Genomic DNA, 22014 nt, shown 5'->3' with positions numbered 1-22014 from the left:
CGGCGGCTTATAGATCGGGTCTGTCAAAGGTCTGTTGCTGATATCGCAATAATCGGCAAACTTTTCAGCAGTAAGTGTTATCCCGCTGAATTAACGGGTTAATAAAACAGCGAAATTGCCATTTTTACGAAATCTTTATGGTCTATAATTTGCTTCATTCGGCTGTTACATAATACTTTCTGAACAATAGCTTCTAAGATTGATCTGACTTTTCCCGCTTCGGACGACGACAGATTGCCATCTGAGCCAGAAGCCGTAGGCTTTGAGCCTTGTTCAAATGATTAAAGTTTTGCGATGAAGAGCCGATACCTCGAATGGATTCACGGGCGTTTCCTGAGCTGTGCTTGATCGATTCATTACCGAGGAAGAAAGATGCGACGCGCTGTTTGCCTGCTTGCCCTGTTAGCCAGTGGCTGTTCGGTAGGAAAATATGAGTACAGCAAAGAAGCCGAAAAGCGGGTGGATATGACCGTCACCGGCATTCCGACCGTGCTCGGCGTCGGCACGCTGGGCACCACCATTCCGCTGACCGCGGACTACAGCCTGACCGCTGCACACGTCGCCAAGTTCTCCCTGTATCGCGTCAAATCCTACCATCCTGAATGCGACCTTGCGGTGGTTTACCACAAGAATGGCAACGTCCCGCCGCCGCATTTCCGCAATGGCCACATTGGCGACAAAATCAATCTGTATGGCTACAGCTTTATCTCGGCGATGCCGGTGGCCTCAACCGGCACCAACCTGGTCAATACCGGGCTGAAGAACGACTGGAACAAGGTCAGCTGCGTAGTGGTGGCATCCGATGCGGGCGTGGTGAAAGGCATGTCCGGCGGCGCGGTGTATAACGCCTCGGACGATTCCATCGGCGGCGTGATTGTCGGCTATTCCAGCCGCATCAACGACCTGAAGTCGGGCAAAGAGCTGTATAAAAACGTTTCCCTGTACGTGCCTTATGCCCGCTTTAAAGACTGGCTGAACGACGCGATCAAATCGTAGCGCTGCACCCTTCGGACAGCATAAAATCAACTGCCGCAGCCGCATGGATCGCGGTGGTATCGAACACCGGGATCGGGCAATCTTCCGCCTTCAGCAGTAAACCAATTTCGGTACAGCCAAAGATAATCCCCTCCGCGCCCTGCGCCACCAACCCGGCAATCACCTGCTGATAGTAGGCTTTCGACGCCGGGCTAAACTCGCCCAGACAGAGCTGTTCAAAGATGATGCGGTTTACTTCCTGCCGCGCGGCGGCATCGGGCACCAGGGTTTTAATGCCAAACTCGCTGGCCAGCGGCCCGCGATAGAAATCCTGCTCCATGATGTAGCGCGTGCCCAGCAGCGCCACGCGGGACAGGTTTTGCTGCTGAATGGCCTGCGCCGTGCCCTCGGCAATATGCAGAAAAGGCAAACCGCTTTGCTCGACGATCGGCGCGGCGACTTTGTGCATGGTGTTAGTACAGAGCACGATGCCTTCCGCGCCGGCTTTTTTCAGCGCCAGCGCCGCATCGGCCAGCATCTGTCCGGCCCGATCCCAGTCGCCGCTGGCCTGACAGGCTTCAATCTCATGAAAGTCCACGCTGTACAGCACCAGCTTCGCCGAGTGCAGGCCACCCAGCCGCTGTTTGATCCCTTCATTGATCAGGCGGTAATACGGCACGGTGGATTCCCAACTCATGCCGCCAATCAGTCCCAAGGTTTTCATCGTCGCGTCCTGGTGAAGGGCTAAAAATCAGTCCCTCACTATTCCGCATTCTTCGCTGCGGATCAATTTATCAGGCAGGAACCCACGGACCTTTTACTTCGCGATCAGAAAAACCTGCCGCCAGAATGCGCACCGTCGCGTCGCGCGGGGTGTTATCGCCCTGCCCCTGAATGCTGACGATATCTTGCGGGCAGGCGGAGAAGGCCACAAAGCAATCCATCTCGGCACGCAGCACGATGTAATCGCCAGGCCGGGTGACCACCGGTAGCGTTTTCAGGGTGAGGCCATCCGGCTGCACCTGAATATTCATAAAGATATTAAAGGAGGCCAGGTTGCCATGCGGCAGCGTCACACCCAGCTCGGCCATCCCTTCGTGCAGATTGTCATGGCAGTTGCGGTGCGGCTCGGTACAGCCCAACAGCTCATAGCGACGGGCATCGCAGGCGGCCATAAAGGTATCGTGGACGCCAGGCGAGGTGTCGGCAACCACGGTCAAAATGGGATGGCGCTGGTTAGTGATAAAGCTGTCGCCGGTCTTCGGGTTCAGGCGCTGGTTCCAGACGCGGGTCGCCTCCATACACATGTATTCGCTGACGTCATCGGCGTTATAGGCCCAGCAGTCGACAACCTGGGTGCCGTGGGTATTGATAACCTGCACCGCTTCGCCTTTTTTCAGGCGCAACGCTTTGCCATGACGCGCCGGGACAAGGTGTTCTTCGCGGCAGAGTGAGTCTTGTTGCATCGGATGCTCCTGGTTAGCCCGGCGAACGGGCGAGATAACGGGTCATCCGCCTCTCGGCCCGGCGGGCAAGATGATCGATAACGCTGCAAAGCAGCCAGTAAATCAGCGCCACCGCCAGATAGATCTCCAGCGGCGCGTAGGTTTCGGAAATCGCCTGTTTGGCGGCATACATAAATTCAGGCACCGACACCACCGACAGCAGCGCGGAGTCTTTAATCAGCCCGATCAGCAGCCCAACCAGCGGCGACAGCATCTGCGGCAAGGTTTGCGGCAGGATCACATCGCTGAAGGTGCGAAAGCGTCCCAAGCCGAGAACGCGGGATGCCTCCCACTGACCGCGCGGCAATGCCTCAAGCCCGGCACGCAGGACCTGTGCAATATAGGGCGCATAATAGAGCGTCAGAGCCACCACGCCCACCACCGGTGAGGAGAGGGTGATGTCGTATTCCGGCAGCACAAAATAGAGCAGATAAATCACCACCAGCAGCGGCAACCCCAGCGTAACCGAGCTGTAGAAACGCAGCAGCGGTTGCCAGAACGGCGCAGCCCGCATCAGTAACAGTGCCAGGGTTGAGCCGGCAATCAGTGAGGCGATCGCCGCCGCCACGCACAGTTGCAGCGTCACCAGCATGCCCTGCCCCAGCGAAGGTGCAGCGGTAATAATTGCCTGCCAGTCCATTACGCTCTCCCCCGTTGTTCCAGCCAGCGTGCCGCCCGGATAAGCGGCAGCGCAATCAGTAGGTAACCCAGCGAAACCAGCAGCATCACCTGCGTAGCCTCATAGCTGCGGGCAATGACAATCTGCCCGGCATAAGTCAGCTCGGTCAGGGCGACTACCGATGCCAGCGGCGTAGTTTTTAGCAGGATGGTGAATTCATTGACTAACATTGGCAGGCTGGCGCGCATCACCTGTGGATTGATGATGTACCACCAGGTCAGCCAGCGGCTTAATCCCAACGTTCTTGCCGCCTCCAGCTGGCCGCGAGAAACCAGACGCCGGTTTACCCGCAGGATTTCGGCGACATAGGCGCCGCTGTTCATGCCAATCGCCACCACGGCGGCCAGCAGAGGCTGGCCGCCCAGACCTAACAACGGCAAGCTAAAGAACACCACAAAGAGCTGGACGATGGCGGGCGTGCCGCGCATCAGGCTGACATACAGTCGCCCAATCAGACGCGGCGGCCAGCTGCGGCAAAGTTGCAGGTAGCAGCCGATTTGGCCGAGTACCAGACTCACTAACGCCGCCAACGCAGTCAGTTCAAGCGTGACCAGTAAACCCCGGCCCAGCTCAGGCAGTCCTGCGGTGACGTCTGCATCCAGCCCCAACATCGCGTTATCCGCCCGTAAAGTCGTGAAGATTTTCCGCTACCGACAGCAGCAGCGGCGCAGGCTTATCGTTACCTTCAATGCCGGTACAGCAGGCCGAGGCGATAAACAGCGTATCCTGCACCACGCGGCAGGTAATGCTGTCGCCGGCTTTGGTCAGGTTCGGCTGTGGCCGAATGTCACCATTGCGCGCCAGCTCAACATGCATAAACAGGTTGATCGGATCCGGCAGCTTCGGCACCGCCATCTGCAAACGAACCAGTTCCGCTTGTACCGCGTCATAGCAGCCCTGCTGCCCCTGATAGCCCTGCGCGCTCAGCCATGCCGTGGTCGAGGCGGGCAGCAGCAAATCGTGGCGGCGAACGCTGTCTTTCCCCAGCACCATCACCGGACGGCGGCGGTTGTTGACCATGCGCATCCCCGAGCCCAGCAGATAGCTGTTGCTGAACACGCGGGTGTGGTGGACCGACAGCCAGACAGCCGGTTCAGCCAGGCTGAAACCATACAGGGACGCGACGGCACCGGCGTCTGCCGCAGCGATCCGCAGCAGCTGGCCGCGCAGCACTTTGATGCTGCCGACGGTTCCCGCCGCTACCCGGACGGGTTCTGCCAGGGTACGGGGTGTGTCAGAGGCAAAGCCTTCTTTCATTAACAGCATTTCAGGCCTCGCTTAGGGTGTAACTGTCAGAAACGGTGATATCAATCGGGGTGACCTGCAGGCCGTTACCCGGAATAATGTCCTGCGGGCAGGAAGAGACGGCGCAAATGAGGTCGCACAGGGCTTGGAACACAATGCTGTCGCCGGCGCGGCTGTTAGGGTCGGTCACTTCCATCCGGCCATCGGCGGTCACCGGGCCATTCTGGAACAGGTTAAACGGCTCCGGCAGGCTGTAGTAAGTGACGCCAAATGGCTTCATGCCTTCCAGCAGGTTATCAACACAATTGCGGTGCCCTTCGACGCCGAAATCGATACTAAAACGCGTCCGATCGCAGGCGGGTACGTTGGCATCGTGGATGCCAATGCTGTCCGAGACAATCTTCAGCATCGGCCGGTTTTCACTGGACCACAGCGCATCGCCCGGCTTAAAGAACAACGAGCGCAAGTGCTGACGGGTGTGAACCGGCGACAGCTTTTCTTCAATATTCTCCGCACTGACGGCGACAAAGTCGGCCGCCTGCTGGCCGAGGGTGTCAATAACGGTAATAAACTGGCCTTTACGCACGGTGAACGTCTGGCCGTGTCCGGCGGTAACATGGACGTGTTGCTGACACATAGTCTTATTCCTGCGGGATAAAGTTATCGGCAGGCACGACGATCGTGGTACCCAGGTATTGCTGTTGCAGTTTGGCCAGCTCGCCCGATTTCTGCATCGCCAGAATATGCTCACTGATGGCTTTGTTCAGCGCGACGTCATCTTTACGGGTGGCCCAGGCCATCCACTGCGACGGCCCCACTTCGCCCACCTGGCTCAGCTTAGCGGGGTATTTTTTGGCAACCGGGGCCAGCACCGCAATATCATCGATAACGAAATCGGCACGTTTGGTCATCAGGGCGCTGACCGTCTGATCCAGCGTATCCACGCTGATAATCTCAATCGGCTTCAGGCCTTTGCTTTTCAGCGTTTCGTTGAAGGTTTTCAGCAGCTGCTCGGGCACGCTGGTGCTTTTCGCCGCGCCGCGCAGGCCGGTCAGCGATTCAATGCTCAGCGGCTTAGCGCTGAATTTTCCGGCTTCATCTTTGCGGATCAGAATGCCGTTAACGGTTTTGCTGTAGGGAACGGTGAACAGCACTTTTTTTGCCCGCTCGGCATTGACGTTCAGTGAGGAGCCTTCGGCATTGAACGAGCCGGAAATCAGGCCAGGGATGATGCCGTTGAACGCGGTCTTCTGAAAATCGAGTTTCACGCCGAGATCTTTCGCCACCGACTGCATGATGGAGACGCTGTAGCCGATGATTTCGCCTTTATCGTTGGTGTACTCATACGGCGGGAAAGTGGGGTCAATACCGACGGTCATTTTGCCGCTGGCTTTGATGTCCGCCAGGGTATCTGCCTGAGCGAGGCCGCTGGCGCCTAAGGTCAGCATTGCAGCGAGGAGAAGCGTTATTTTTTTCATTGGTGTTTCCCATGGTGTTGGTGAAGTGCCTGTCAGAGCTAATTCACCTTTCGTGCCAGTTTTGCGCTGGCCCGTTTTCACGGGAGAGGAGGAAATTCCTTTTTCCTTTAAAATCACTGAGAAACAATTGTTTCTTTAGTGGGTAATATTTTTTCTCGGGTTTCTTTGGCCCTGTTTTCGCCATTTTTGACGGTGAGTGAGAAGAACGTTGACGGTGCAATAGCGCGCGGCGATTGCACTAAAAATGTGCAGCTATTCCAGTTCGTCGAGCCACTGGTGGATGTTTTCGATCAACGCCAGCCGATCGCTACTGGCTTTGCCTTTCTCACGGGCCACCAGCGAGCAGAGAAGATTGCAAATGCCTGACAGAGAGGCGGTGCTGTCAAAGATCAGGCTGCCTTCCGTGTGGCAACGGATGATCCAGCTGGCCTGCTTCGCCGGTTTACCGGACAGCACATCCGAGAGATAAAGCATCGGCACTTTCAGCTCATTTAAGGCGTTCATCGCGCTATTCAGAGCCGGCATACGACGTCGCAGTCCGACGCAAATCGCCACATCTTCCGGGCCTAATGCGGCCAGAGATTCCGCCAGTGAATCCCCTGCCTTTGGCAGCAGCTGTACGTCGCGATGGACATGAACCAGCTCGCGGTAGATCAGCGAGGCGATGGTCTGGCTGTGCCGCCAGCCAAGCACCACCACGCGGCGCGCCTGAGCAATCGCGCTGACCACATCGGCCAGCTGTTGGGCATCCAGCGAACGGTAGGTATTGACCAGGTTGGCAATTTCGCGCTCCAGATGGCTCTGGATCAGCGAATCCAGGCCCGAGGTTGCCTGAAACTGTTGCAGATAAAGGGGCGATCCGCCGCTTTGCAGCTCGCGCACCTGACGACGGGCGGCATCAAAGCTTTCGTAGCCCAGATGTCGGAAAAAACGGGTGGTGGTAGCTTTAGAGACGCCAGCGCTTTGCGCCAGTTCCGTTGCCGTGTTCATGGCCAGCTGACCGGGTGCCGCAAGGATCACATCCGCTAAACGCTGCTCATGGGCCGAGAGTTGATCCCAGCACTGTCTGATGCGGCTCTCAAGCGAGGCCTGTTTCGCGCTCATCTGTCTTCCTGATGAAAAAAACCATCCTGCAAAGCGCGTGCCCGCTTTTCGCAGGGATCTAAAAAAGGGGCGAATTGCTTCGCCCCTTTTGCTGTTTTTACAACGACATTACTTGCCCGATGGACGCATTGCCGGGAACAGGATCACGTCACGGATGGTATGGCTGTTAGTAAACAGCATCACCATACGGTCAATCCCGATGCCCAGACCGGCCGTCGGTGGCAGGCCGTGCTCCAGTGCGGTCACGTAGTCTTCGTCATAGAACATGGCTTCGTCATCGCCCGCATCCTTGGCATTCACCTGCTGCAGGAAACGCTCAGCCTGATCCTGTGCATCGTTCAGCTCGGAGAAGCCGTTACCGATTTCACGGCCGCCGATAAAGAATTCGAAGCGGTCAGTGATTTCTGGATTCTCGTCGTTACGACGCGCCAGTGGTGAGACTTCAGCCGGGTATTCGGTAATGAAGGTCGGCTGAATCAGATGGCTTTCTGCGGTCTCTTCGAAGATCTCGGTGACCAGACGGCCCAGGCCCCAGCTCTTCTCGATTTTGATGCCCAGTGACTGCGCGATGGCGGCCGCTTTATCAAAATCGTCGAGGTCGGCGAGGTTGGTTTCCGGACGGTATTTCAGGATCGCTTCTTTCATCGTCAGCTTGTCGAACGGCTTACCGAAGTCGAATTCCTGCTCGCCGTAAGGCACCACGGTGTTGCCGAGAATGTCCTGAGCCAGGGTACGGAACAGGCTTTCGGTCAGTTCGATCAGATCTTTGTAATCCGCATAGGCCATATAGAGTTCCATCATGGTGAACTCTGGGTTATGACGTGGCGAAATACCTTCGTTACGGAAGTTACGGTTGATCTCAAACACGCGATCGAAGCCGCCAACCACCAGACGCTTCAGATACAGTTCCGGCGCAATACGCAGGTACATATCAATATCCAGCGCATTATGATGGGTGGTAAACGGACGGGCAGACGCGCCGCCAGGGATCACCTGCATCATTGGGGTTTCCACTTCCATAAACTCGCGGCCAACCATAAAGCTGCGGATACCCGCCATGATTTGCGAACGGATTTTGAAGGTTTTACGCGACTCTTCGTTGGCGATCAGATCCAGATAACGCTGACGATAGCGGGTTTCCTGATCGGCCAGGCCGTGGAACTTGTCCGGCAGCGGGCGCAGGGCTTTGGTCAGCAGACGCAGTTCGCTACAGTGGATCGACAGCTCGCCGGTTTTGGTTTTGAACAGCTTTCCGCGCGCGCCGACGATGTCGCCAAGGTCCCACTTCTTAAACTGCTCGTTGTAGATGCTTTCCGCCAGATCGTCACGGGAAACGTACAGCTGGATGCGGCCGCCGACGTCCTGCAAGGTGACGAAAGAGGCTTTACCCATGATGCGGCGGGTCATCATACGCCCAGCCACGCTCACTTCGACGCCCAGCGCTTCCAGCTCTTCGTTCTCGCGTCCGTCATATTCAGCATGCAGCTGTTCGGAGATGTGGTCACGGCGGAAATCGTTCGGGAATGCCACGCCGTTTTCACGCAGCGCGCTGAGTTTTTCGCGACGTGCTTTCAGTTCGTTATTCAGCTCAAGTGCGACGTCAGCGCCCTGCGGTTGTTGTTCAGACATGTCAGTTCCTTATAGCCCTGCTTTCAAGCTTGCTTCAATAAAACGGTCCAGATCGCCATCCAGCACCGCCTGAGTATTACGGGTCTCTACGCCGGTGCGCAGATCCTTGATACGTGAATCATCGAGCACGTATGAACGGATCTGGCTTCCCCAGCCGATGTCAGACTTGTTGTCTTCTAACGACTGTTTCTCAGCATTTTTCTTCTGCATTTCCAGCTCGTACAGCTTCGCCTTCATCTGCTTCATCGCCTGGTCTTTGTTCTTGTGCTGAGAACGGTCATTCTGACACTGGGTTACGGTGTTGGTCGGCAGGTGAGTAATACGTACCGCCGACTCGGTCCGGTTAACGTGCTGACCACCCGCGCCTGAGGCACGGTAGACGTCAATACGCAGGTCGGCCGGATTGATTTCGATATCAATATCGTCATCCACTTCCGGATAAACGAACGCCGAGCTGAAAGAGGTGTGGCGGCGGCCGCCGGAGTCAAATGGACTCTTACGCACCAGGCGGTGAACGCCGGTTTCGGTACGCAGCCAGCCGAAAGCATAATCGCCGATAATCCGCAGCGTCGCGGATTTGGTTCCGGCAACCTCGCCTTCGGACTCTTCAATGATTTCGGTCTTGAAGCCTTTGGCTTCTGCCCAGCGCAGGTACATACGGACCAGCATGCCGGCCCAGTCCTGAGCTTCGGTGCCGCCAGAACCGGCCTGAATATCAATGTAGCAGTCAGCGCTGTCGTACTCGCCGGAGAACATGCGGCGGAATTCTAACTCGCCGAGCTTTTTCTCAAGCACGTCGAGTTCAGCAATGGTTTCGTTGAAGGTTTCTTCATCGTCGGCTTCGACCGCCAGTTCCAGCAGGCCCCTGACGTCTTCGAGTCCCTGCTCCATCTGATCCAGCGTATCGACGATGGCTTCGAGCGAGGAACGCTCTTTACCCAGCGCCTGGGCGCGATCGGGTTCGTTCCAGACGTCAGGCTGTTCCAGCTCGGCGTTAACTTCTTCTAAACGTTCTTTCTTGGCATCGTAGTCAAAGATACCCCCTGAGAACGCCACTGCGCTCAGAGAGATCCTGAATTCGGTTCTTTACCGGATTAATTTCAAACATGATTTTAGAATCTTTTAAGGACATGAATGTAACTGAGCAGTTTAACCGAATTTGCCTGCGGATTGTAGCGCTGAAGAGGCGGCAATTTCGGCCAGCGGGAGGAAATTTGCCGCTGGCCGGGGTCGGTGTTTACAGCGGCCAGAGATGATCGATGATCAGCTGCACGCTGCGGTTGCCGCGAAACTCGTTGATGTCCAGTTTGTAGGCCAGCTCAACTTGCCTGACGCTCGGGTCCGGCCACTGGGTGGTGTCGATGTTAAAGGCGATACCATCCAGCAACGGGCCGCCGCCCAGCGGTTCGATCATCACCTTAAGGTGACGCTCGCCAACCAGGCGCTGCTGGATCAGCGTAAATTTGCCGTCGAACTGCGGTTCCGGGAACGCCTGTCCCCACGGACCCGCTTCACGCAGCAGTTCCGCGGTGGTAAGCGTCAGCTCCTGCGCCATCAGTTCACCATCGGACCAGACCACGCCCTGCAGCGCTTCTGCATCCAGCCATTCACCCACCAGATCGCCAAAGTGCTGACGGAACCGATCAAAATTCGTCTCTTCCAGCGACAGTCCGGCCGCCATTGCATGGCCACCAAACTTGATGATCAAACCGGGGTGCAGGGTATCCAGCCGCTCCAGCGCATCGCGCATATGCAGCCCGGCGATGGAACGACCGGAACCTTTTAGCGTGCCGTCGCCGGAAGGGGCAAAGGCAATCACCGGACGGTGGAAACGCTCTTTCAGCCGCGAGGCCAGAATGCCGACCACGCCCTGATGCCATTCCGGGTGATACATGGCGATGCCCAGCGGCAGCGCTTCGTCTTTGCTTTCCAGCGCATCGCACAGGGCCAGCGCTTCGGTCTGCATTCCCTGCTCAATCTCTTTGCGGGTCTGGTTTAACGCATCCAGCTCGCTGGCCAGCATCCGCGCCTGAGCAATGTCTTCACTCAGCAGCAGCGCCACGCCGACCGACATATCATCCAGCCTGCCGGCGGCATTCAGCCGTGGCCCCAGCGCAAACCCTAAATCACTGGCGGCGAGCTGACGGGGATCGCGGTTAGCAATCTCCAGCAGCGCCTTAATGCCGGCACGGCATTTACCGGCGCGGATACGGCTTAAGCCCTGCCAGACCAGAATGCGGTTGTTGGCATCCAGCGGCACCACGTCGGCCACCGTGCCCAGCGCGACCAAATCCAGCAGTTCGGCCAGGTTTGGCAGCACTTCAGCGCCGCTGTCGCGCAGACGCGCACGCAACGCCAGCATCAGGTAAAAGGCCACGCCAACGCCCGCCAGCGAGCGGGAAGGAAACGCGCAGTCTTCAAGATTCGGGTTAACGATCGCTTCCGCCGCCGGCAGCGTTTCGCCAGGCAGGTGGTGATCGGTGATCACCACCGAAATCCCTTTCTCATGCGCCAGATCCACGCCAGCATGGGAAGAGATGCCGTTATCCACGGTGACGATTAACTGCGCGCCCCGCGCTGCCGCCTGCTCAACCACTTCCGGGCTCAGGCCGTAACCATCGTCAAAACGGTTAGGCACCAGGTATTTGATGTTGCGGCCGCCCATGCTGCGCAGCGCCAGCACCGTCAACGCGGTGCTGGTGGCGCCATCGGCATCAAAATCACCGACAATCATGATGCACAGGTTATCGGCGAGGGCTTTTTGCAGGATTTCAGCGGCGCGCTCAATGCCGGACAGGGAATGGAACGGGTGCAGATTTTTTGCCCCGCGCTCCAGTTCAGTGGCTTGCAGAACCCCCCGATGCAGATACAGACGGCGAAGCAGAGGATGGAGTTCGTCAGGGAGCTCGGCTCCTTCCACCGCCTGGCGGCGGCGGAGTTCGGTTGGGCTAGTCAAAACGATTAGCCACCCGCTTTCTGGCTATCAAGCAGCTGTTTCATTTCCTGCGGCCCCTGATAACCTGGGATCATCATGCCGTTCTGCAACAGAATGGCTGGCGTGCCCTGGATGCCGTACAGGATCCCCAGTTTATAGTGCTGTGACAGGTCGATTTTGCAGTCAATCGGTGACACTTCGCCGCCGTTCATCGCGGTAGTGAAGGCCTTTTTACGATCGGCCGCACACCAGACGGATTCCATGTTTTTCGCCACCTGACCATTCATCCCCTCACGCGGGAACGCGAGGTAACGCACGGTGATCCCCAGCGCGTTGTAGTCAGCCATCTGGGAGTGCAGCTTGCGGCAGTAGCCACAGGTGATATCGGTGAACACCGTAATCACATGCTGCTCTTTAGGCGCTTTATAAACGATCATCTGATCGCTCAGCGCCTCGACTTTCTTCTCCAGCAGCTTATTGGTGACGTTGACCGGCTGGCCACCGCTGACATCGTACAACGGGCCCTGAATAAACTGTTTGCCATCTTCGGTCACATACAGCACGCCGCTCTCGGTCAGCACGGTTTTCATGCCTGGCAGAGGGGAAGGCTGGATTTCAGTCTGCTGCAAACCCAATTTCTTCAGCGATTGCTGGATGGCGGCATCGTCTGCATGTGCCACACCGCTAATCGCGGCGATCAGCAGAGAAAGTACCAGGTAAGGCTTTTTCATCGTTTGTCCTTTAAGGCCTCATTCGCGGGCCGTTTATTTCACTCCGCCAGGTCAGGCCCGCGGATGATGCTGTTGATGTAACTGACGCAGCCGCTCGGTGGCGACATGCGTATAAATTTGGGTGGTGGAGAGATCGCTGTGCCCTAACAGCATCTGCACAACGCGCAGATCCGCCCCGTGGTTCAGCAGATGGGTGGCAAATGCGTGACGCAATACGTGAGGTGAGAGCTTCGCGCTGTCGATCCCTGCCAGTGTGGCGTAATGTTTAATCCGATGCCAGAAAGTTTGCCGCGTCATTTGCTGCGCGCGGTTGCTGGGGAACAGCACATCCAGCGTCTGGCCGTTCAGTAGCCAGGGCCTGCCGTACTCCAGATATTGCTCAATCCAGTGCACCGCTTCTTCGCCCAGCGGCACCAGCCGTTCTTTGTCACCCTTGCCAATCACCCGCACCACGCCCTGCCGCAGGCTGACGTTGTTCAGCGTCAGGCTCACCAGTTCCGTAACGCGTAAACCGGTGGCATACAGCAGTTCCAGCATGGCTTTATCGCGCAGCTCAATCGGCTGTTCAACGCTTGGCGCCTGCAACAGCCGGTCGATTTGTGCTTCGCTCAGGTCTTTCGGCAAACGCTGTGGGAGTTTAGGGGAAGCCAGCAGCGCGCTGGGATCGTCTTCGCGCAGTTTCTCACGATAGAGATACTGAAACAGACGGCGCATAGCGCTCAGCAGGCGAGCCGAACTGGTGGCTTTGTAACCGCCCTCCACTCTTTCCGCAAGGAAGCCCTGCAAATCGACGGCATCGACCCGTAGCAAATTTGATTCATTGTGCTGTAGCCAACCCGCCAGAGACATCAAATCCAGCCGGTAAGATGCCACGGTATTCTCAGCCAGATTGCGCTCTATCCACAAGGCATCCAGAAATTGCTCAATCAGATCGCTGTCCTGCACGTCTTCCCCTTTTGCTGGCTGCGGTCGCTGACTGCGCCGCAGAGGCTCAATTCTGATATAATCTGCGCCATTGCACCAAGTAAATTGAGTTATCAGATATGAATATCGGACTTTTTTATGGTTCCAGCACCTGTTACACCGAAATGGCAGCTGAGAAGATCCGCGATTTTATTGGCGAAGACCTTGTTACCCTGCACAACCTGAAAGACGATGCGCCGCAGCTGATGGAGCAGTACGATATGCTGATCCTCGGCATCCCAACATGGGATTTCGGCGAGTTGCAGGAAGACTGGGAGGCGATCTGGACCGAGCTGCCTGCGCTGAATCTGCAGGGAAAAGTCGTGGCGCTTTATGGAATGGGCGATCAGGGCGAATACAGCGAGTGGTTCCTCGATGCGCTGGGTATGCTGCATGACGTGCTGATGCCGTCAGGCGTGAAGTTTGTTGGTTACTGGCCAAATGAAGGCTATGAGTTCACCAGCAAAAAACCGCTGACCTCAGACGGCAGCCACTTTGTCGGGCTGGCGCTCGATGACATCAATCAGTTTGATGCCACCGATGAACGCATTGCCCAGTGGTGCGAGCAAATCCTGACCGAAATGGCCGAATCGCTGTAAAGGCCGGATCGCTTTAATTGCCGAATCGCTATAGTCGGTTAGCCCGGCGTCAGCAACTGCTGACGCAATGCCCGCCAGTCGTCTTCATCCATGCTGTCGCGGCACAACCACAGTTTTTCCTTCTCGCCTTTCGCTGAACTTAATTTCAGGAAAATCGCCTGGCGGGTCATCCACGGGCGGCCACAAATCTGCCAGCGCTTCTGCCGCCACTGCATTTGCTGATGCTCAAGCAGTGAAATCACGCCTTCACGACTGCGGATCCGCCGCTGGCTGCGCACGCATTCAAACACTACCAGCGTCAGCAGCAGCATCCACACCAGGGTGAAACTGGCAGGCCAGGGCGCGAGTAACAGCGCAAGGATCACCACGCCGTGCAGCAAAAGAGAAATCCACTGGGCACGCCATGAGATCCGTAAATCAGAGTGCCACAGGGCCACGTTGCTGATTTCGCTGCTGGATCAAATTGACTATCCGCTTCAGCTCAGCATCATCCGGCTCACCGTGATTCATCAGCCAGTTAAAGAGGTCAGGATCGGGGCTTTCGAGCAGACGCACGAACTGCTGTTTGTCGTTGTCGTCCAGCGTATCGTACTCAAACTTGAAGAACGGCATGATGGCGATATCCAGTTCAAGCATGCCACGGCGGCACGCCCAGTGAACCCGTGCTCTGTTACTAATATCCATTTTATCCATCGTCAGTCAGTCAAACATGGCGGCTAGTGTAGCGCTTTTTTCCGCTGATGTTGATGCCGTCGTGATCGGCATGCGGGCGCGCGCGCAAAGCAGTCGCATCTGTTGCAGGGTTATCACGCGATTTGTGCCTCGTTTCCGGAAAACTGGTTGCAATGCCAGTGGGCTCTTTTAACATGAACAGCATAGCTCTCACATTCAGGATGGAATCATGCCGACACTCTCTTTCCCACCCCGTCATCCCACGGCCTCTTCACGCCTGCCGCTTACGCTGATCTCTTTAGAAGAGTGGGCGCTGGTCACGGTGACCGGTGCCGATCGCGTAAGCTATCTGCAAGGCCAGGTGACGCTGGACGTTGCTGCGCTGGCCAGCAATGGCCATCTGCCTGCCGCCCACTGCGATGCCAAAGGGAAAATGTGGAGCAACCTGCGCCTGTTCCATCGCGGCGAAGGTCTGGCCTATCTGGAGCGCCGCAGCCTGCGGGATAACCAGATCACCGAACTGAAGAAATATGCGGTGTTCGCCAAAGTGGTCATTCAGCCGGATGACGAAGCGGTGCTGCTTGGCGTAGCCGGTTTCCAGGCGCGTTCGGCGCTGAGCGGTTTCTTTACCGCGCTACCAGACGCTGAAAACCCGGTTATTCAACAGGACGACACGACGCTGCTGTGGTTTGCCGCGCCTGCGGAGCGTTTCCTGCTGGTGACCAGCCGCGAAAAAGCCGACGCGGTGCGCAAAGGACTGGAAGGCGAAGCGCAGCTCAATGACAGCACGCAGTGGTTGGCGCTGAATATTGAAGCCGGTCTGCCGGTGATTGATGCCGAAACCAGCGCGCAGTTTATTCCGCAGGCCACTAACCTGCAGGCACTGGACGCCATCAGCTTTAAGAAAGGCTGCTATACCGGGCAGGAGATGGTGGCTCGCGCTAAATTCCGCGGTGCCAATAAACGGGCGCTTTACTGGCTGGCGGGTGCGGCAGGACGTATTCCGGCTGCCAACGACGCGCTGGAAATGAAGCTGGGTGAGAACTGGCGTCGTACCGGCACTATCCTGACCGCCTGTCAGTTAGATAATGGCGAGGTCTGGGTTCAGGCGGTATTGAATAACGATCTGGAACCTGACACCGAACTGCGCGTGCAGGGTGATGAAGGCGGCAAGCTGGCGATTCAGCCGCTGCCCTATTCTCTGACCGAATAGCGGTTGTGAGCTAAGTAAAAGGGGCCATTCGGCCCCTTTTTCACATCACGTAGAAATAAATTGCCAGGAAGTGGCAGACGCTGCCGCCCAGCACAAACCCGTGCCAGATAGCATGGTTGTAAGGAATACGCTTCGAGACGAAGAAAATGACCCCGAGCGAATAGATAATCCCGCCGATGGCCAGCAGCCAAATTCCGCCCGCCGACAGCTTCATCGCCAGCTGATAAACCACCACCAGCGACAGCCAGCCCATCATCAGATAGGTGATGACTGACAACGCTTCAAAACGGTGAACAAACGCCAGCTTAAACAGCACGCCGATCAGCGCCAGACTCCAGATCACCACTAACATCCCGTGCGCCAGCGGCGAATTCAGGCCGACCAGCAGGAATGGCGTATAGGTGCCGGCAATCAGGATATAAATGGCGCAGTGATCCAGCCGTTTCAGCCAGAATTTGGCGCGCGGATTGGGGATAGCATGGTAGAGCGTGGACGCAAGGAACAGCAGGATCATGCTGCCGCCATACAGGCTGTAGCTGGTAATCGCCACCGGCGTTGCCTGCATGGCGACGGCCTGAACCAGCAACAGCACCAGACCCACAATACCGAAGATCAAACCAATACCATGACTGATGCTGTTCGCCACTTCTTCAGCCAGCGAATAGCCTTCAGCCACCAGAGTTTTAGGACTCATAAAACCGTTTTCTCCCTGCCCGCAACGGGCCTGAAATCCTTTCTTAACGGGGCTCCAACCGTTTTTAATAAACAGGTTATCGGCCAGTGCGCCCGAAAAATGAGCAGAACCAGAGTAACTGAGAATAGTTTCAGAGTACACATGTAAGCTTAAAAATAAACGGTGATGAGGTGTAGCGCCCATTTTTTGGAAAGACCTCTCTCACGCTTTGTCTTACACTGGTTGCCAAATTTTTTCTCAGGGAAGTGAAGAGGCCAGCCATGTCAGAGAGCGTATCCGCAGTAGATTTCGGTGAAATGACAGACGTTTTTCAATTTTTAATGGAACTGGATAAGTTGAAAAGCGTTGAAAGGCGCACCCGAGTGATTGGCACCGATCGCCATGAAAACTCGGCTGAGCACAGCTGGCATCTGGCGGTGGCGGCGATGAGCCTTGCGCCGTACTGCGGTTTTCAGGTCGACGTGCAGCGCGTGGTACAGATGGCGCTGCTGCATGATGTAGTGGAAATTGATGCCGGTGATGTGCTGGTGTATGACCTGGCGGCTCGCGAAGCGATTCACGCGCAGGAAGTGGCCGCCGCTGACCGTATCTTCGCCCTTTTACCGCCGGCGCAGCGCGATCGGTTCCGCGCGCTGTGGGACGAGTATGAAACGGGCGAGACGGCTGATGCACGCTTCGCCAATATGCTTGACCGTGCGCTGCCGATTATCCAGAACCTGCACAATCAGGGCCAAAGCTGGAAGGAAAACGGCATTCGCCTGGAACAGGTGGTCAGCCGCAATGCGGTGATTGCTCAACAGTGGCCGACGCTGTGGGGACACCTGAAGCAGCATCTGCATCGCGCGCAGCAACAAGGCTGGCTGCTGTAATGTTTACTCACCATAACCTTGCAACCCTCAACAGCCTGGAACTGCAGGTTTATAATTTCGCCATTAAGAATCGCGATAAGGTCATGTATATGACCATTCGCGAACTGTCTGATGCCGCGCAGGTTTCCACCACCACCGTGCTGCGCTTTTGCCGCAAAATGCACTGTGACGGTTATTCCGAATTTCGCATCCGTTTTAAGCTCTATCTTGAGCAGGAACAGCAGCAACCGGGTTATTCCGGCGTCAGTGAAATCGTCAGTTTTTTTAAAAGCATCAACAATGAAGAGTTCGAAAGCTTAATTGATGAGGCGGTAAAACATCTGGTCCGTGCGGAAAGGATCATTTTCGTCGGTGCAGGCACCTCAGGTACCCTGGGAAAATACGGCGCCCGCTTCTTTTCCAACGTCGGCAAGTTCAGTAATCATATCGATGACCCTTATTATCCGGTTAATAGCGACATGTATAAGGATGCCGTCGCCATTATATTATCGGTATCTGGCGAAACACCGGAAATATTGCGTCTTGCCAGCCAGTTTAGTTTGCATCAGTGTCAGGTTATCTCGATCACCAATAATGATAATTCGTCGCTGGCAAAGATGGCAGACTTTAATCTCTCCTATCATATGCCACAGCTGCTGGTCTCCGGCGAGTATGACGTCACCACGCAGGTGCCGGTGATCTATATTCTGGAAACTATTGGCCGCAGACTGGCCAGTAAACTGAAATAAAAAAACACCCTGTTTTTTTCATGTAACAAATCACATCGCCGGTGATTTGTTATATCGTGACAATATTCGGTTCCTTGTTAAACTCGCGGTAATAATAATAAACCAATGACTCCAGTCAGGAGCAAAGGTACCCTACCGAGGAGTAAGACATGGCGTTGAATTATGCTCAGTCTGCAGTGGAAATTGTCGCGTTGATTGGCGGCAATGACAATGTGATCAATGTCACACATTGCGCTACCCGATTACGTTTTATATTAAAAGATGGCGCGAAGGTTAATAAGGATCAATTAAAACGGGTTAAAGGGGTAATTACCGTTATTGAAGCGGGCGGTCAGCTTCAGGTGGTGATTGGCAATCACGTCGGCGACGCCTATCAGGAAGTGTTGAAACTGGTCAGCGTTGATGAGAATGCGCCGGTCTCTGCCCCCAACGTCGGGCTGGTCAGCCGCCTGATGGATATCATCTCCAGCATCTTTGCACCCTTCCTCTATCCGCTTGCCGCCTGCGGCGTGTTGCAGGGAATTTTATCGCTGGTCACCGCCCTTGGCTGGATGGATCAGGCCAGCGGCGCCTATCGCATTCTTAACTTCGTCTCCTGGACGGGCTTCACCTTTTTACCGGTGATGGTGGCCTTTACCGCCGCGAAGAAATTCAACGTCAATCCTTTCACCGCGGTGATTGCCGCCTGTGCACTGGTCAGCCCGGACTATATGAATATGCTGACCGCCAATAAAATCCTGCTGGCTAACTCGGCGGATCCGGCCCTGCAACAGCTGATGAAAGAGGCTGTCGGTAACCCGGAAATGGTGAAGATCCTGGCGGAGGTTGCGGGCGTGCCGGTTAACGCCGCGCCGCTGGATTTCTTCGGCATCCCGGTTAAGTACCTCAGTTATACCGCCTCGGTGATCCCGATCATTCTGATGGTGTGGATCATGTCCTATATCCAGCATTTCTTTGAACGCATCCTGCCGCTGGTGATCCGCAACCTGTTCACGCCGATGTTCTGCATCGCGATTATGGTGCCGTTGACGCTGCTGGCCTTCGGCCCGATTGGCAATGCGATTGGCGGCGCCATTGGTGGCGTTTATAACACCCTGTATTCCCTCAGTCCGGTGATTGCCGGCTTCGTGGTGGGCGCGGTGTGGATGCCGCTGGTGACGCTGGGCGTGCATTGGGGCATTACCCCGGTAACGGTCGGTAACTATGCCACGCTGGGCTATGACACCTTTACCGGCCTGCAGGCTTCGGCAGTGTTCGCCATGGCGGGCGCCACCTTTGGCGTCTGGCTGAAGACCCGCGATATGGAGATGAAGCGCGTCTCGCTTTCCGCCGGACTCACCGCGCTGTTTGGCATTACCGAACCGGCCTTGTATGGCGTGGCGCTCAGGCTGAAACGTCCAATGATTTGCGGCTGTCTGGCCGGCGCGATTGGTGGCTCGGTGGCGGGCTTCTTTAACGCCGTGTCGTGGAGCTATTGCCTGCCGGGCATCGCCGTGCTGCCGGTGTTCTTTAAAGAGGGCCATATGCCCCAGTTTATTGGCTTCCTGATGTCGATAAGCATCGCCTTTGTGCTTGGCGTGGTCTTTACCTGGTTTGCCGGGTTTAAGGAGCAGCCGGTGGTGGTTGACCCCGCGCCGCTGAAGCCAGCCAAAGCCTGATTCAACGGGCGGCGCTCGCCGCCCGACAGCATACATTTACCAAAAGGACGGGATTGATGAGCAAACATCAGCAGTTACCAGCAGATTTTCTGTGGGGAGGCGCGGTTGCCGCGCATCAGGTTGAAGGCGGGTGGGATCAGGGCGGCAAAGGCGTCAGCATTGCGGATGTGCTCTCCGGCGGTGCGCATGGCGTCGATCGGGTGATGACCGACGGCGTGCTGGAAGGCTACAGCTACCCAAATCACCAGGCCGTCGAGTTTTACTCGCACTATAAAGACGATATCGCCCTGTTTGCCGAGATGGGGTTCAAATGCTTCCGCACCTCGATTGCCTGGACGCGCATCTTCCCCAGCGGCGACGAGCAGCAGCCCAACGAGGCCGGTCTGCAATTTTATGACGACCTGTTTGATGAACTGCTGAAGCACAATATCGAACCGGTGATCACCCTCTCCCACTTTGAGATGCCCTATCACCTGGTGAAAGAGTATGGCGGCTGGCTGAATCGCAAAGTGGTGGATTTCTTTGTGCGGTTCAGTGAGGTGGTGCTGGAGCGCTACAAAAATAAAGTGAAGTATTGGATGACCTTTAACGAGATCAATAACCAGCGCAACTGGAAGTATCCGCTGTTCGGTTACTGCTGTTCAGGCGTGGTATTTACCGACCATCCGCAGCCTGAGCAGGCCATGTACCAGGTGCTGCATCACCAGTTTGTCGCCAGCGCTAAAGTGGTCAGCCTCGGTCACAAGATTAATCCCGATTTACAAATTGGCTGCATGATTGCCATGGTGCCGCTCTATCCCTTCTCCTGCCATCCCGATGACGTGATGCTGGCGCAGGAAGCGATGCGCGAACGCTATCTGTTTGGCGATGTGCATATGCGCGGCTATTACCCGTCCTACATCCTCAACGAGTGGGCCCGCAAGGGATACCATATTGAGATGCAGAATGAAGATGAACAGGTGCTGCGCGAAGGCTGTGCGGATTATATCGGCCTGAGTTATTACATGAGCAACGCGGTGCAGGCCAACGCCGAAGGCACCGGCAGCGCGGTTTCAGGCTTTGAGGGCAGCGTGCCGAACCCGCATGTGAAGGCGTCTGACTGGGGCTGGCAGATTGATCCGGTGGGGCTGCGCTATTCGCTGGCCGCGCTGTACGAGCGTTACCAGAAACCGTTGTTTATTGTCGAAAACGGTTTTGGTGCCATCGATAAGCCGGAAGCCGATGGGCAGATCAACGATGACTATCGCATTGCCTATCTGAAAGCGCATATCGAACAGATGAAGCTGGCAGTGTTCTACGATGGTGTCGAGCTGATGGGCTACACGCCGTGGGGCTGCATTGACTGCGTGTCCTTTACTACCGGCCAGTACAGCAAACGTTACGGCTTTATCCACGTTGATAAAAACGACGACGGCAGCGGCACCCTGAAACGTTCGAAGAAGAAGAGCTTCGGCTGGTATCAGCAGGTAATTGCCAGCCAGGGTGAAAAGCTCTGACAATAAACCGCCGGGGTGGAACATTAGCGGTGCACCCCGGCCATCCGTTAGCGCCCACCGGCGGCATCAATAAAGCTGCCGGTGATATAGGAGGCCTCATCGCTTAGCAGCCAGCAAATGGCCTGGGCGATCTCCTCAGGCTGACCGCCACGCTTCATCGGGATCGCCGACGCCACCCGATCAACACGGCCGGGTTCGCCGCCGTTGGCATGCATCTCGGTGTATATAAAGCCCGGCCGGACACCGTTTACCCGGATACCTTGCGCCGCCACTTCCAGCGAGAGCCCTTTGGTCAGCGTATCCATCGCCCCTTTCGACGCCGCATAATCGACGTATTCGCCGGGCGCGCCCAAGCGGGAAGCTGCCGATGAGACGTTGACGATCGCCCCACCCTGCCCGCCATGATTCAGCGCCATGCGTTTTACCGCTTCGCGACAGCAGATAAAACAGCCGGTGACGTTGGTGGCAAACACCCGGTTGATACGCTCTGCGGTCAGCTGCTCCAGCGTGGTCTGCTGAAAGAGTATGCCGGCATTATTGACCAGCGCGGTCAGCGTGCCCGGTTGGCGGTCGATCAGTGCAAACATCGCTTCCACCTGCTGCTCTTGCGCAATATCCGCCTGCACGCTGAATGCCTGTCCGCCCTGTCGTTTGATTAACGCCACCACCTCTTCTGCCGCTGCCGCGTTCTGATGATAATTCACCGCAACCTGATATCCCCGCTGCGCCAGCAACAGCGACGTTTCTCTGCCGATGCCGCGTCCACCGCCGGTCACTAAAGCCGTTTTCATCACTTCACTCCCATAAAAAAAAAGGGCACCTCATGTGCCCTTTCTACTGT

General features: G+C 56.3%; 24 protein-coding genes. 7 read left to right on the top strand and 17 right to left on the bottom strand.

The window, feature by feature from the left end:
* Positions 1-372 precede the first annotated feature (372 nt).
* Positions 373-996: a hypothetical protein gene (locus AC1UKS_RS04525; RefSeq protein WP_013203629.1), complete on the top strand. Its 624-nt coding sequence runs from the start codon at positions 373-375 to the stop codon at positions 994-996.
* Here the strand turns inward: AC1UKS_RS04525 and AC1UKS_RS04520 are convergent.
* From AC1UKS_RS04520 to xerD, 13 genes are all read right to left on the bottom strand, one after another.
* On the bottom strand, positions 986-1699 hold the full coding sequence (locus AC1UKS_RS04520; protein WP_482435953.1) for an amino acid racemase: 714 nt from the start codon (positions 1697-1699) through the stop codon (positions 986-988). The two genes, AC1UKS_RS04525 and AC1UKS_RS04520, sit on opposite strands and share 11 nt — an antisense overlap.
* Positions 1700-1769: 70 nt before the next feature.
* Entirely contained in the window at positions 1770-2441 is a 672-nt protein-coding gene (locus AC1UKS_RS04515) for a DUF1989 domain-containing protein (protein ID WP_482435951.1), read from the bottom strand.
* A 13-nt stretch (positions 2442-2454) separates the two neighbouring features.
* The gene (locus AC1UKS_RS04510; protein WP_265908572.1) at positions 2455-3120 is read right to left on the bottom strand and encodes an amino acid ABC transporter permease; all 666 of its coding nucleotides are present in this window, start codon (positions 3118-3120) and stop codon (positions 2455-2457) included.
* A complete protein-coding gene (locus tag AC1UKS_RS04505) occupies positions 3120-3770 on the bottom strand; it encodes an amino acid ABC transporter permease (protein WP_265908571.1) in 651 nt (216 codons plus the stop codon). Before AC1UKS_RS04505 ends, AC1UKS_RS04510 begins: the two co-directional genes overlap by 1 nt.
* 4 nt (positions 3771-3774) lie before the next feature.
* On the bottom strand, positions 3775-4425 hold the full coding sequence (locus tag AC1UKS_RS04500; protein WP_265908570.1) for an urea carboxylase-associated family protein: 651 nt from the start codon (positions 4423-4425) through the stop codon (positions 3775-3777).
* A 1-nt stretch (position 4426) separates the two neighbouring features.
* On the bottom strand, positions 4427-5041 hold the full coding sequence (locus tag AC1UKS_RS04495) for a DUF1989 domain-containing protein (protein WP_265908569.1): 615 nt from the start codon (positions 5039-5041) through the stop codon (positions 4427-4429).
* Positions 5042-5045: 4 nt separating this feature from the next.
* On the bottom strand, positions 5046-5882 hold the full coding sequence (locus AC1UKS_RS04490; protein WP_482435947.1) for a transporter substrate-binding domain-containing protein: 837 nt from the start codon (positions 5880-5882) through the stop codon (positions 5046-5048).
* 252 nt (positions 5883-6134) lie between these two features.
* Complete coding sequence (locus AC1UKS_RS04485; protein WP_482435946.1) at positions 6135-6986, bottom strand: MurR/RpiR family transcriptional regulator; 852 nt, start codon at positions 6984-6986, stop codon at positions 6135-6137.
* 108 nt (positions 6987-7094) lie between these two features.
* The gene (lysS, locus tag AC1UKS_RS04480; RefSeq protein ID WP_482435945.1) at positions 7095-8615 is read right to left on the bottom strand and encodes a lysine--tRNA ligase; all 1521 of its coding nucleotides are present in this window, start codon (positions 8613-8615) and stop codon (positions 7095-7097) included.
* A 9-nt stretch (positions 8616-8624) separates the two neighbouring features.
* Positions 8625-9723, bottom strand: a protein-coding gene (gene prfB, locus AC1UKS_RS04475) for a peptide chain release factor 2 (RefSeq protein WP_105760302.1) whose coding sequence is annotated in 2 segments (ribosomal slippage) — positions 8625-9647 and positions 9649-9723 — 1098 coding nt in all. Because the reading frame shifts where the segments join, the coding sequence is not laid out codon by codon here.
* A 129-nt stretch (positions 9724-9852) separates the two neighbouring features.
* Positions 9853-11571, bottom strand: coding sequence for a single-stranded-DNA-specific exonuclease RecJ (gene recJ / locus AC1UKS_RS04470; RefSeq protein WP_482435944.1), 1719 nt, complete (start codon positions 11569-11571; stop codon positions 9853-9855).
* Positions 11572-11576: 5 nt separating this feature from the next.
* Entirely contained in the window at positions 11577-12281 is a 705-nt protein-coding gene (gene dsbC / locus AC1UKS_RS04465) for a bifunctional protein-disulfide isomerase/oxidoreductase DsbC (RefSeq protein ID WP_053143720.1), read from the bottom strand.
* 51 nt (positions 12282-12332) lie between these two features.
* On the bottom strand, positions 12333-13226 hold the full coding sequence (gene xerD, locus AC1UKS_RS04460) for a site-specific tyrosine recombinase XerD (RefSeq protein WP_482435943.1): 894 nt from the start codon (positions 13224-13226) through the stop codon (positions 12333-12335).
* A gap of 98 nt (positions 13227-13324) precedes the next feature.
* Between xerD and fldB the strand changes: the two genes are divergently transcribed.
* Positions 13325-13843, top strand: a complete 519-nt coding sequence (gene fldB, locus AC1UKS_RS04455; RefSeq protein ID WP_053143653.1) for a flavodoxin FldB — start codon at positions 13325-13327, stop codon at positions 13841-13843.
* Between the two features lie 38 nt (positions 13844-13881).
* On the opposite strand, the gene AC1UKS_RS04450 is transcribed toward fldB, so the two are convergent.
* A complete protein-coding gene (locus AC1UKS_RS04450; protein ID WP_053143651.1) occupies positions 13882-14280 on the bottom strand; it encodes a protein YgfX in 399 nt (132 codons plus the stop codon).
* Positions 14261-14527 (bottom strand): FAD assembly factor SdhE, encoded by a 267-nt coding sequence (sdhE, locus tag AC1UKS_RS04445; RefSeq protein ID WP_013203646.1) that lies wholly within the window; start codon positions 14525-14527, stop codon positions 14261-14263. The genes AC1UKS_RS04450 and sdhE overlap by 20 nt, the downstream gene beginning before the upstream one ends.
* Before the next feature lie 217 nt (positions 14528-14744).
* Between sdhE and ygfZ the strand changes: the two genes are divergently transcribed.
* On the top strand, positions 14745-15728 hold the full coding sequence (gene ygfZ / locus AC1UKS_RS04440) for a tRNA-modifying protein YgfZ (protein WP_482435942.1): 984 nt from the start codon (positions 14745-14747) through the stop codon (positions 15726-15728).
* Positions 15729-15768: 40 nt separating this feature from the next.
* Here ygfZ and trhA read toward each other — a convergent pair whose 3' ends face one another.
* On the bottom strand, positions 15769-16422 hold the full coding sequence (gene trhA, locus AC1UKS_RS04435) for a PAQR family membrane homeostasis protein TrhA (protein WP_265908562.1): 654 nt from the start codon (positions 16420-16422) through the stop codon (positions 15769-15771).
* Between the two features lie 260 nt (positions 16423-16682).
* On the opposite strand from trhA, the gene AC1UKS_RS04430 reads away from it, so the two are divergent.
* The 4 genes from AC1UKS_RS04430 to AC1UKS_RS04415 all read left to right on the top strand — a co-directional run bounded on the left by AC1UKS_RS04430 (position 16683) and on the right by AC1UKS_RS04415 (position 21173).
* Positions 16683-17291 carry an HD domain-containing protein gene (locus AC1UKS_RS04430; RefSeq protein WP_482435941.1) on the top strand — a complete coding sequence of 203 codons (609 nt, stop codon included), beginning with the start codon at positions 16683-16685 and terminating at the stop codon, positions 17289-17291.
* Entirely contained in the window at positions 17291-18019 is a 729-nt protein-coding gene (locus AC1UKS_RS04425) for a MurR/RpiR family transcriptional regulator (RefSeq protein WP_482435939.1), read from the top strand. The genes AC1UKS_RS04430 and AC1UKS_RS04425 overlap by 1 nt, the downstream gene beginning before the upstream one ends.
* 149 nt (positions 18020-18168) lie before the next feature.
* A complete protein-coding gene (locus AC1UKS_RS04420; protein WP_013203652.1) occupies positions 18169-19677 on the top strand; it encodes a PTS transporter subunit EIIC in 1509 nt (502 codons plus the stop codon).
* A gap of 56 nt (positions 19678-19733) precedes the next feature.
* Positions 19734-21173, top strand: a complete 1440-nt coding sequence (locus AC1UKS_RS04415; protein WP_482435938.1) for a 6-phospho-beta-glucosidase — start codon at positions 19734-19736, stop codon at positions 21171-21173.
* A gap of 47 nt (positions 21174-21220) precedes the next feature.
* Here AC1UKS_RS04415 and AC1UKS_RS04410 read toward each other — a convergent pair whose 3' ends face one another.
* Positions 21221-21964, bottom strand: coding sequence for an SDR family oxidoreductase (locus AC1UKS_RS04410; RefSeq protein ID WP_482435937.1), 744 nt, complete (start codon positions 21962-21964; stop codon positions 21221-21223).
* Positions 21965-22014 lie beyond the last annotated feature (50 nt).

Source organism: Erwinia sp. AK-PDG3-5 (genome assembly GCF_056821705.1).
Note: the sequence above shows the minus strand (reverse complement) of the source record. Positions and strands in the feature narration are given on the sequence as shown.

Bases quoted from the DNA above. Each gene is read 5' to 3' on its own strand.
- AC1UKS_RS04525 (WP_013203629.1), top strand. From the start codon at position 373: ATGCGACGCGCTGTTTGCCTGCTTGCCCTGTTAGCCAGTGGCTGTTCG.
- AC1UKS_RS04520 (WP_482435953.1), bottom strand. From the start codon at position 1,699: ATGAAAACCTTGGGACTGATTGGCGGCATGAGTTGGGAATCCACCGTG.
- AC1UKS_RS04515 (WP_482435951.1), bottom strand. From the start codon at position 2,441: ATGCAACAAGACTCACTCTGCCGCGAAGAACACCTTGTCCCGGCGCGT.
- AC1UKS_RS04510 (WP_265908572.1), bottom strand. From the start codon at position 3,120: ATGGACTGGCAGGCAATTATTACCGCTGCACCTTCGCTGGGGCAGGGC.
- AC1UKS_RS04505 (WP_265908571.1), bottom strand. From the start codon at position 3,770: ATGTTGGGGCTGGATGCAGACGTCACCGCAGGACTGCCTGAGCTGGGC.
- AC1UKS_RS04500 (WP_265908570.1), bottom strand. From the start codon at position 4,425: ATGCTGTTAATGAAAGAAGGCTTTGCCTCTGACACACCCCGTACCCTG.
- AC1UKS_RS04495 (WP_265908569.1), bottom strand. From the start codon at position 5,041: ATGTGTCAGCAACACGTCCATGTTACCGCCGGACACGGCCAGACGTTC.
- AC1UKS_RS04490 (WP_482435947.1), bottom strand. From the start codon at position 5,882: ATGAAAAAAATAACGCTTCTCCTCGCTGCAATGCTGACCTTAGGCGCC.
- AC1UKS_RS04485 (WP_482435946.1), bottom strand. From the start codon at position 6,986: ATGAGCGCGAAACAGGCCTCGCTTGAGAGCCGCATCAGACAGTGCTGG.
- lysS (WP_482435945.1), bottom strand. From the start codon at position 8,615: ATGTCTGAACAACAACCGCAGGGCGCTGACGTCGCACTTGAGCTGAAT.
- dsbC (WP_053143720.1), bottom strand. From the start codon at position 12,281: ATGAAAAAGCCTTACCTGGTACTTTCTCTGCTGATCGCCGCGATTAGC.
- fldB (WP_053143653.1), top strand. From the start codon at position 13,325: ATGAATATCGGACTTTTTTATGGTTCCAGCACCTGTTACACCGAAATG.
- sdhE (WP_013203646.1), bottom strand. From the start codon at position 14,527: ATGGATATTAGTAACAGAGCACGGGTTCACTGGGCGTGCCGCCGTGGC.
- ygfZ (WP_482435942.1), top strand. From the start codon at position 14,745: ATGCCGACACTCTCTTTCCCACCCCGTCATCCCACGGCCTCTTCACGC.
- trhA (WP_265908562.1), bottom strand. From the start codon at position 16,422: ATGAGTCCTAAAACTCTGGTGGCTGAAGGCTATTCGCTGGCTGAAGAA.
- AC1UKS_RS04430 (WP_482435941.1), top strand. From the start codon at position 16,683: ATGTCAGAGAGCGTATCCGCAGTAGATTTCGGTGAAATGACAGACGTT.
- AC1UKS_RS04425 (WP_482435939.1), top strand. From the start codon at position 17,291: ATGTTTACTCACCATAACCTTGCAACCCTCAACAGCCTGGAACTGCAG.
- AC1UKS_RS04420 (WP_013203652.1), top strand. From the start codon at position 18,169: ATGGCGTTGAATTATGCTCAGTCTGCAGTGGAAATTGTCGCGTTGATT.
- AC1UKS_RS04415 (WP_482435938.1), top strand. From the start codon at position 19,734: ATGAGCAAACATCAGCAGTTACCAGCAGATTTTCTGTGGGGAGGCGCG.
- AC1UKS_RS04410 (WP_482435937.1), bottom strand. From the start codon at position 21,964: ATGAAAACGGCTTTAGTGACCGGCGGTGGACGCGGCATCGGCAGAGAA.